Origin of the sequence: Filifactor villosus (genome assembly GCF_042652965.1) — a bacterium.
In the GTDB taxonomy this organism is placed as follows: domain Bacteria; phylum Bacillota; class Clostridia; order Peptostreptococcales; family Filifactoraceae; genus Filifactor; species Filifactor villosus.
On the sequence record NZ_JBHSHL010000018.1, the window covers coordinates 1 to 9,951 of the forward strand.

The 9,951-nt window shown below is 39.5% G+C and carries 7 protein-coding genes; 1 reads left to right on the plus strand and 6 read right to left on the minus strand.

Annotated elements, in window-relative coordinates:
* The 4 genes from ACFO4R_RS05480 to ACFO4R_RS05495 form a co-directional block, all read right to left on the minus strand.
* Window positions 1-631, minus strand: a 631-nt coding sequence (locus ACFO4R_RS05480; protein ID WP_379788041.1) for an IS5 family transposase, incomplete at its 3' end; no start/stop codon positions are given.
* Between the two features lie 546 nt (window positions 632-1,177).
* Window positions 1,178-2,224, minus strand: coding sequence for a virulence RhuM family protein (locus tag ACFO4R_RS05485; RefSeq protein ID WP_379788042.1), 1,047 nt, complete (start codon window positions 2,222-2,224; stop codon window positions 1,178-1,180).
* 31 nt (window positions 2,225-2,255) lie between these two features.
* Window positions 2,256-4,322, minus strand: a complete 2,067-nt coding sequence (locus ACFO4R_RS05490) for a GmrSD restriction endonuclease domain-containing protein (protein ID WP_379788043.1) — start codon at window positions 4,320-4,322, stop codon at window positions 2,256-2,258.
* A 12-nt stretch (window positions 4,323-4,334) separates the two neighbouring features.
* A complete protein-coding gene (locus tag ACFO4R_RS05495) occupies window positions 4,335-7,496 on the minus strand; it encodes a type I restriction endonuclease subunit R (protein ID WP_379788044.1) in 3,162 nt (1,053 codons plus the stop codon).
* A gap of 65 nt (window positions 7,497-7,561) precedes the next feature.
* Here ACFO4R_RS05495 and ACFO4R_RS05500 point away from each other — a divergent pair, with 65 nt between their 5' ends.
* A complete protein-coding gene (locus tag ACFO4R_RS05500) occupies window positions 7,562-8,263 on the plus strand; it encodes a restriction endonuclease subunit S (protein WP_379788045.1) in 702 nt (233 codons plus the stop codon).
* On the opposite strand, the gene ACFO4R_RS05505 is transcribed toward ACFO4R_RS05500, so the two are convergent.
* Together ACFO4R_RS05505 and xerA are read right to left on the minus strand one after the other, a co-directional pair.
* Window positions 8,260-8,802: a restriction endonuclease subunit S gene (locus ACFO4R_RS05505; protein ID WP_379788046.1), complete on the minus strand. Its 543-nt coding sequence runs from the start codon at window positions 8,800-8,802 to the stop codon at window positions 8,260-8,262. The genes ACFO4R_RS05500 and ACFO4R_RS05505 overlap by 4 nt on opposite strands.
* Before the next feature lie 12 nt (window positions 8,803-8,814).
* Window positions 8,815-9,801 carry a site-specific tyrosine recombinase/integron integrase gene (xerA, locus tag ACFO4R_RS05510; RefSeq protein ID WP_379788047.1) on the minus strand — a complete coding sequence of 329 codons (987 nt, stop codon included), beginning with the start codon at window positions 9,799-9,801 and terminating at the stop codon, window positions 8,815-8,817.
* Window positions 9,802-9,951 lie beyond the last annotated feature (150 nt).

A 9,951-nucleotide genomic window follows, 5' to 3' on the forward strand; every position in this document is an offset into this window, starting at 1 on the left:
TTAATAACTCCGGCACCATCGTTACATCGTGTACGTTCGCTGCACTTACTTTCACACTGTGTACCAAACCGTTTTTAGCGTCTACCCCTATATGGGCTTTGTATCCGAAGTACCAATTGTTTCCTTTCTTTGTTTGATGTGCCTCCATGTCTCTTTGTTTGCTTTGATTTTTTGTTGAGGAGGGAGAGGAGATGATGGCAGCATCTACTATGGTTCCTTTTTTGAGAAGGAGTCCTTGGTTACGAAGACGATCTACTACCTGTTCAAAGAATTGTTGCTGTAGATTGTTTTGCTCAAGAAGATGGCGGAATCTGCCTAGAGTATCTCCATCAGGAACTTGATTGCCGGAAGTGATGTAGCAAAATTCTGAGAAGGATCTGCTGTCGATGACTTCCGCAACGGTTGCCATTTCCGAGAGGTTATACAGGTTCTGTAGGATATAGAGTCGTAGCATCAATTCTATTTCGTAGGGTTTGTTTCCACGTTCTGCTTTGTAATAGAAAGGTTTAATGAGTTCTATCCATTCTTCCCAAGGGATGATTTGATCGATTTGCTTGAGAAATTCTTTTTTCTTTGTTTTGACACTTAGAAGTTCGTCTGTAAGAATGGATAGATTTAGTTGTTTGTTCATGGCTCTCCCTCGTTCTCTATTATGCAGTATGGTTTCTAATTACTGGGTTTGATTCTGTTTTATATCTTTTATTTTATCATAGTTTTGTTCCTTATAGGGAACTATTAGCTCTTTTTGTGCGGTATTTCCTTATCTTTCCTTTGACATCAACTGACATCAACACGATCATCTCCACATGGCTCGATACGTGCTGATTGATGTCAGTTTTCGGGAACTTATCCGGACTAATGTAGACTGTAACAAAATATCTCCGTTTGTTTGCGGAAACATATCAACAAATTCTGTAGCAAAAAAGTATTAATACAACTCGCTATCCATATCACAGCCTGAACCTCGCCTGTTTACGGAAAAAGTTCAACTTTTTTATTCGTTTCTACTATTATAGTGATTCCAATAGAAAAGTCAAATTTGGCGAAGAACGGCCATTGCCTCCACCTTGTCTGTTCTTCGTACAGAGAACATGTCAAAGGCTATTTTTCACCCAGACTGATGCCCAACTCCCATGCACTCGACCTTGGTAAGCTGAAAATTTTAATGGCGATGCTACTACTTCTTCGCATTCTCTTCCAGTTCCAGCATGTACTTATCAAAATCAGACATAAATAATCTGTCCTGAATGACACGATATTTTTCAAATTCAGTTTCGGCCTTTGCCTTGGCAATCTCAGCAGTGATTTTGCCTGCATCCTGAAGAACTTCTCTGTCATCAGCCATCAAGAATAAATCCAGACGCTTTGCCCAATCCTCCATCGTCATTGGAATATGACGTTCTGCACGGTCTTCTGCCAAATCCAGATAAGCCGATACAATACGTTCTAATGAACGCATTTCCTGCTCACTCAGATAATTCTTCGCAACGCTCACATCACTTTTTACGATCTTGCCTTCCGGTGCTGCTGCCCAGGTGGTTAATCCCATATGAGGCTTATCTGCATCGGCTCGCTCATAAATCAACTCCGCTGCTGTATGTCCATGAACTGCATAATGCATCTTGTTTTGAACCTTTGCAAAAAACTGCTTTGTTGTTTTTGCTGTTCGGTCATAATCGAGAGCTGTAGCATAGATGTCTGTTATCTTCTGATAAAATCTACGCTCAGACAGACGAATTTCTCGAATCTGCTCAAGCAAGCGGTCAAAGTATTCTACTGTAAGTACGGATCCACCATTTTTCAGTCGCTCATCATCCATGACCCACCCTTTGATGGTATAGTCCTTAACGATGCCATTGGCCCACTTACGAAATTGTACAGCTCGCTCATTATTCACCTTGAATCCGACCGCAATAATCATTTGAAGATTATAATGCTTCGTACTACGAGTCACCTGACGTGAACCTTCAGTTTGAACTATCCGGAAATTCCGGATAGTTGCATCTTCCTCAAGCTCTGAATCAGAATAAATCTTCTTAATATGCTCATTGATTGTACGAACATCCACATCATACAATGTAGCCATCATCTTCTGTGTCAGCCATATATTCTCATCCTCATAGCGCATCTCAATACTGTCTTGCTGATCGCCAACAGAGGCAACATAGGTTAAGTATTCTGCTGCGCTGGAACGGATTGTGATTTCGTCTTTTTTCTTTTTCAAATAGGATGCCTCCTTTAACGTCCCAAAATCATTATTCTGCCTGTGCATCAAAGGATTGTTTCACAATTTCCATGATTTGATCTAATTCATCCTGATGCTCCATAAACAATTCTACATCGCCATTTCCCCAACGTCCTAAGCCGGTAATATCTTTGCAAATACCGTTAGGATCATTAATCTCTGAAAACTTCATATTAATCGAGATACGCAATCTTTGTTTCTGAAAAACAATATCAACAAAATTAGTATCCAGTTTATAGGCAACATACAACTTTTTATATTCCTTCTTAACTGCAGGAGATAAGTTCATAATGCGCTTATCTAAAGACTCGAATAGTATTCTTGTAAAAGCATTCACATCATATGTTTCCAAGGAATATTTCTGCACTGTTTTTTCTTCTACTTGATATGGCGCAAGTTCTGCAGCTGTTAAAGTTGGATATGGCCAAATAGATTCTGCTTTCTTTGCTAATTCGTTTGCTCTCTCTTGGATATGTTTTTCATTCCACTTATTTTGCAAAACCACATATTTATTAAGCCTAAGTGCACTTTCTTTGAATCCACCCGGCATATCCATCTTTTCCAAGAAAGGCCTGTCACTCATTTCAGAATTATATGCAGTCAAAGTAAGATTACCAATTGTATGTAAATACTTTTTCTGAACCTCTTGCCACTCAGCACCAAGATCAGCTTGCCATTCAAAAGAAAGATTTTTGTTCTGCGGCATAATATGCTCAATGGTGTAATTCTCTATTATAATTGGAGCTTTGTTTTCAAAGTTTTCCAAGCGACTAAGAATATAATTTCTAGCACGCATATTATAAATATCACGGCTTTCAAATGCACCTTCAAACTTATCGTTATCCGGGAATTCTTTATAAGTATCCTGCATCACGAAAAATGCCTTAACAGAATTCAGATAATCATCTGGTCTAATATAATTCTTCAACGTTGCAAATGTTTTGTTCATTGAGTTGGTCGGAATCTCACAAATTGCACGTCTCAGAACATAGCTAATACAAAGCTTCAGAATTTCCTTCAGTTCATCTGATGTAATTAGTCCCTCTACGCAGTCATGATGAATTTTCAGCAAGAATGGATAAGATACTTCCATTCTTAAATCAATAATGTCCTCATATAACTTCTTTAAATCCGTGTCAGAATTTCGCTTGAATACAATGTTTGTATAGTATTTTGCATAATCAAGCAAATCTTGACACAATTCTCTGATAGTTCCAAATTCACAGTTCAAATGATACAACTTGAATTCTTCATATACACGTCCTTGCTTTGGAATGCGAGAAAGTTTCATGGTCAAGTAATGGCGGAAGAAAGCATCCATTACTGTTCCTTGTGTTTCATAAATAAACAGCTGTTCCATAGGCCGCCAAAGATGTTCATATACATAAGTTTGTTCCGATGGCTCTAGTCCCATCAAAACATAGTTACGAATCAAATCAGATTCTGAAAGTTCCTTACCGGTAGAGTTCAAGCTTTCAAAAATTGCCTGTGCATCGTCTACAGTACGGTCTAACGTGATATTAACAATCTGTAATTTTCCAATTGACTCGTATACCTCTGCAGGCCGAATTTCTTTATCAGCCAGCTTGTTAGCAAAAAAATTGTAATTTTCAATCAGTCTTGATCTAGTGCTTTCTGCAATTGGCTTTTCCTCAACGAGGCTTATGAGAATATCTCGATCTGTTTCAGTCAGCAGTAACTTATATCGTTCATCACCACTTTCATACTCGTTTTTTAGAAGCATATTATCTATACGACGAGCATTAATTGTTGTGTCACTCGGATTTTTTATTGCATAATCGCGCAAAACCAGAAGAAACAGTGTTAAGGTAGTCATTCGCTGTTGGCCGTCAATAATCATATATTTCTGAACACCTGTTGGCATTGCCTGCTCAGCAATATTAACAATAGATCCAACAAAGTGACCAGCTTTGCCTTTTCTCTGCATCTCTACAATATCGTTCCAAAGTCGTTTACACTGATCTATATCCCAGCTATAAAATCTCTGATAAACTGGAATCAAGAACTGCTTATTTCCGTTTAATATCTCATAGATATTGCCTTTACGTGCATCCATATCGCACCTCCATTACTTCTTTTCTCCGTAAGAAACCGTATCCTCTGCTACCTTGCTTAGTTCTATTTCAGATATATATTTATAGAGCTTTTCCTCTTTTCGTGGCTCCACATTATCTGTCCAAAGCTCACATTGACTAATTACTGTGCTTATTGCAAAATCATAGTCTTCCGGCGGATACTTATATTTCTTAAGGAGTCGCTTAACCATCTTACGCATCTGCGCTCTAGCAGTTTCTTTCTTCTGCCAATCGATCGTGCGATTCTTACGAAGCATTTCTGTAAGTTCTCTTGTCAGAGCAATCAATTCATCATTCTTATAAAAATCCTTGATATGCTCTGGTTTTGTAAGGGCATCATAAAATGCAAGTTCTTCTTGTGAAAGCCCCAGTTCCTGACCATTCTTATAGAGATTTGCAATCTCTTCTGCAGTTTTCAGAAGTTCTTTAATAACCTCTTCATTAGTGATTAGTCCGTTATAATAAGAGTTCATCAGTTGCGCTATCTTTTCTGAGAATTTTTGTGACTGCACCACATTTGTTCTCTTGTAAAGGGCCACCTGCTCAGCCATAAGTTTTTTCAAAATCTCAACAGCTATATTCTTTTCCTTCATTCTAGAGATTTCATCCAAGACAGCCGGATCAAACAAGCTGAAATTTTCACCGCCACTTTTGCTGCTGTCAAATAAGCTGATGACACCTTCGCTCTGTACTGCCGCTTTCAAAAGTTCATTGATTTGATCGTTAATCTCGGTAAGCGACAGGCTCTTTCCACCAGTACCACCGTAAGTGATTTTAATAACCGTAGATCGCAAAGCCTCCATATAAGCTGCTTCATGCCTTTCCTGTTCTGTTGTCATACTGGAACAAAGCGAATGAGACTGTTTCAAAAGCATAGCCTCCTTCAAGAACAAATCTTTTCTTTCTGGTACACTTACATCGAGAATAAAGTTTACACCACCCGTAATAAGCTTAGCCATTGTAAGCGGAGAGCCACCTACAAAGCCGCTAAAATCAAAGCCATGCAGTAAATCCTTGCAGACCTGCAGCTTTTCTTGAAACTTCGGATAGGCCATCTTTGCAATGTTCATGTCACCATATTTAGACTGATCGCGCTTCGTATATTCTTTCATCGCCGCCTTTAGAGCTGACGCAATTCCAACATAGTCAACGATCAATCCACCTTCTTTATCCTTGAATACACGGTTAACACGAGCTATTGCCTGCATCAAGTTATAGCCATGCATTGGCTTGTACACATACATGGTAGCCAAAGAAGGTACATCAAATCCGGTAAGCCACATATCTACAACAATGGCTATTTTCATCGGATCGTTATTATCTTTAAATTTCCTCGCGAGTTCTTCCTTGTGCGCTTTGGTTCCGATAATCTCTTTCCAATCTTCTGGATCATTGTTACCGCCAGTCATGACCACACCCACTTTATCTGTCCATGTAGGTCTAATTTTTAAGATACGGCGGTAAATTTTCATTGCAATCGGACGAGAATACGCCACAATCATAGCTTTACCTGTCAGAAGATTTGCTCTGTATTTTTCATAATGTTCAACGATATCATCACAAAGAGATTCAATCGTAGACTCTGCTCCCAGTACGCTTTCCATCTGGCCAAGCATCTTTTTGCTCTTCTCAATCGTTTGCGCGTCGGATTGTTGCTCCAAGACATCATAAGTGGAATCAATTAACGCCAGCGTATTCTCATCCAACTTTAGATGAACCACACGACTTTCATAATAAACCGGACGAGTAGCGCCATCTTCCACTGCCTGTGTCATATCATAAACATCGATATAGTCACCAAAAACCTCACGAGTATTTCTGTCCTTAGCTGAGATCGGTGTACCAGTAAAACCAATAAATGTAGCATTCGGCAATGCGTCATGAATAACACGGGCATTACCAATTACCGTATGCGCTTCCTTTTCACCGTTTTCATTCTCTGACATAACGATTTTCTCATCAAAACCATACTGCCCACGATGTGCTTCGTCTGCCATAACAACAATGTTTCTACGTTCCGATAAAGCTTTCTCTCCACGCTCAAACTTAAACATCGTAGTAAATATGATTCCATTCGCACTTCTGCCATCAAGAAGTGACTTCAAATGTTCCTTGCTCTCTGCTTGTACCGGTGTCTGACGCAAAAAATCTGCGCATTGTGAGAACTGTGCATAAAGCTGATCATCCAAATCAATACGGTCTGTCATAACTACGATTGTTGGACTGTCTAATGCATCCTGCAATAAATGTGCATAGAAAACCATAGATAATGACTTACCGGAGCCCTGTGTATGCCAGAACACGCCACCCTTGCCGTCGGTCTTAGTTGCTACCTTTGCTTTTTCGATTGCTTTGCGGACTGCGAAATATTGATGATATCCGGCTAATACTTTGAAACGACTATTGCTAACGCCTGAGAAAAGAATAAAATTCTTCAAAATATCAAGTAAACGTTCCTTTTGGAACATACCCTCATAGAAAGTTTCAAAGGACGCATACGCAGTATCTTCGTAATTACCGTCTTTTGTTTTCCATTCCATAAAGCGATCTAATCCGGAAGTGATCGTTCCTGCTTTATTCGTAGACAAATCGCTAATTACACAGATTGCGTTATAATAAAAGATAGATGGTATGTCCTGCATATAATTGCGAATCTGATGGAATGCATTCTCCGCTCCCACTTCATCTTTCGCCGGACTCTTTAATTCCATCAAAACAAGCGGCAATCCATTTATAAATAGAATAATATCCGGACGACGGTTATTTCCGTTTTCAAGGAATGTAAACTGATTTACCACATAGAAAGAGTTGCTCTTTATATTTTGATAATCAATCAAACGTACAATCGACGATTGCTCCTCGCCCTTCACAAAGAACTTAACCGTGATGCCATTTTGCAGATAATCCATAAATATCATATTCTTCTGCAGCAGGCTTCCGGTATCAAAATTCTTCAATTTGGCCAGTGACTCATCAATAGCTTCTACAGGCAGACCACGGTTGATACGCACCAAACTATCTCTCAGAATAGAATCCAGAATCGGACTGGTATAATCTCTATCAAAATCCGGAGCGTAGAGGTGGTCATAGCCCATGTTTTCAAACAATTCAATGATTGCCTGTTCATATGTATCCTCTGTAAATAAATTTGGCATGTTCAACCTCCTGTATTTTTCGTTATATTTCTATGGTAAACAAGAATTTAGAGGAGCAAGCTGTTGTGTTATTTCGCTCTTGGTTTTCTGCATTTTCCTTGTCTCCTAACAGCCCTCGTATAAACTCTGAGTTTGGAGAAATACCAGAGGACTTCACAGTTGTTAAGGTTGGCAGTTTGCCTATGCTCGTAACCGACTATGTGGCCAATGGTAGCTTTGCGTCTTTAAAAGCTAATGTCAACCTATATCAAGAGCCAAACTATGCTTATTTCATCAGAAACACCGATTTGAAGTCAGGCTCATTTGGAGTTTTTGTTGACCAGCATTCTTATGAGTTCTTATCCAAATCTACCCTGTATGGCGGAGAGATTGTCATTTCCAATGTTGGTGATGTGGGAAGTGTATTTCTCTGCCCGAAGCTGGATGGTCGCATGACCCTTGGAAATAACATTATTATGCTTAGACCAGAGGACGACCATTTACGCTACTACCTTTATATTTGGTTTAAGTATCTCCAAGGCCAAGCGCTCATACAGGGAATAAAAGGAGGATCTGCTCAACCTAAATTTAATAAGACAGATTTCAAGAATACCTCTGTTTTGATTCCTCCAAAGGATATACTCACTCGTTTCCATGAGACTGTGGCTCCAATGTTTGAAACGATCTCGCAAAGACAAACTGAAACTTCCCGTCTTGTTGATTTACGAGATACATTATTGCCGCAGCTGATGTCTGGTGAGATAGACGTTTCCAACCTTGACCTTTAAGCTGCTAAATTCTTGTTTATTTCAGCATTCGTACTAATTTTCCTCTCAATGACATCCAAAATCCCAACTATTCGGTCCTGTGTTTCCAAATCAGGTACATTTATCGATGTTGGTGCCAATTCAGAAGAAAATGTAATTTGAGGAAAGGTTCCAGATCTCGTCTCAGCAAGTTGTTGCAATTCCTCAAGCACTGATTTTGACGACAAAAAAGAAAACAAAAATCGTGGATGGACAACATCCTTTCGTGGTCTAAGCACCATCAATTTTGTTGACGCTATATAATTATCTGTATCACCAAAATCCACAAATGCATACCTTTTGTTTGCTGGTCTAATTTCCGAATATAGAATATCATTTTCCTTGAAAGTCTTTTTAAACTGCCCTTTCAAGTTTTTATTTTCAACTACTTGATGGTTTAACACCTTTCCTTCTAATACATCAGAGGTGTTTATTAATACAACCTCTTTATCATCACCTCGGTAAGTGTCCGAGATTGTGTCACACAAATCACCAACCGTCATTTTTTCCCATTTTGGCATATTATCACCTTCCTAACCGATATATTTCTTGTGAGCCAGCTTAACGTTACTCTGCTTAACCATTGCGTACTGCAAGGTCGTATCTATTCGTTTATGCCCCAAAAGCTGCTGTAACTGCTCAATCGGCATTCCTTTATCAATCGCCATCGTTGCAAGCGTCCTGCGGAACTTATGCGGATGGACTTTTTGAATATCCAACTGCTTACCCATTTCACGTAGCCGAGATTCGATGCCGCCGATTTTAATTCTCTCATGCGGCGAACGCAGAGTAACAAACAATGCCGGATTATTATCCGTTCTGCTGTCAATATAGTTTTGCAGATGAATCTTTGTCCTAGCATCAAAGTATACGATGCGTTCCTTATCGCCCTTACCGAAAACCACACATTCACGCTCGTTAAAATTTATGTCTGCTTTGTTCAGCAAAACCATTTCACCGATACGCATCCCGGTAGAAGCCAACATATCAATCATTGCCAAGTCACGAAGTTCTGTGCAGCTGTCACGCATTTTCTCCAAATCCTCGTCCGTATAGGTTTCTTTGATATTTGTCGCCGTTTTCACCTTATGGATACGGCGAACAGGACTTTTCAATATATAGTCCTCGTCCTCCAACCATGAGAAAAAGCTAGACAAAATCCTGCGGATATTATCTATCGTCACACGACTGGACTGCTTCTTGCTCTGATAATCTGTCAGATAGGAACGCAGGTCTTCCGTCTGAATATGACGAATACCTTTGTCTGTAGAAGCTACCATAGTTTCAATGGTTGTGCGGTAATATTTTAGCGTTTTTTCTGAACAGCCTTCAATCCGCTTTGCTGCAACAAAAGCGTCTATCAGCTTTGGGTTATCGTCTGTATCTTTCTTTTCTGTCCGCACTGTAATCTCACAGCCAAAAAATGCGTTTTCAAGAACTTTTAGCAACTGCTGCATTTGTGCGTTGTCGAGGTGTGGCAGCATTTGCTGCACCACTTCTGAAATAATTTGTTGTTTCATAGATCATTCTCCTTCAAATTTATTTTCCAGAGAACGACTCAACGGCAGTTCCGTTGGCTTTTTCTCCCGCCGTTGGTGGGAGTATTTAGAGCGTGTCTACGCAATACTTTACAAAACGTAAAAAATATGAGATACTCGTATAAAACAGAG

What these genes read in the sequence shown, in the direction of transcription:
- xerA (WP_379788047.1), bottom strand. Translation starts at nt 9,801, where the DNA reads ATGAAACAACAAATTATTTCAGAAGTGGTGCAGCAAATGCTGCCACAC.
- ACFO4R_RS05490 (WP_379788043.1), bottom strand. Translation starts at nt 4,322, where the DNA reads ATGGATGCACGTAAAGGCAATATCTATGAGATATTAAACGGAAATAAG.
- ACFO4R_RS05505 (WP_379788046.1), bottom strand. Translation starts at nt 8,802, where the DNA reads ATGCCAAAATGGGAAAAAATGACGGTTGGTGATTTGTGTGACACAATC.
- ACFO4R_RS05495 (WP_379788044.1), bottom strand. Translation starts at nt 7,496, where the DNA reads ATGCCAAATTTATTTACAGAGGATACATATGAACAGGCAATCATTGAA.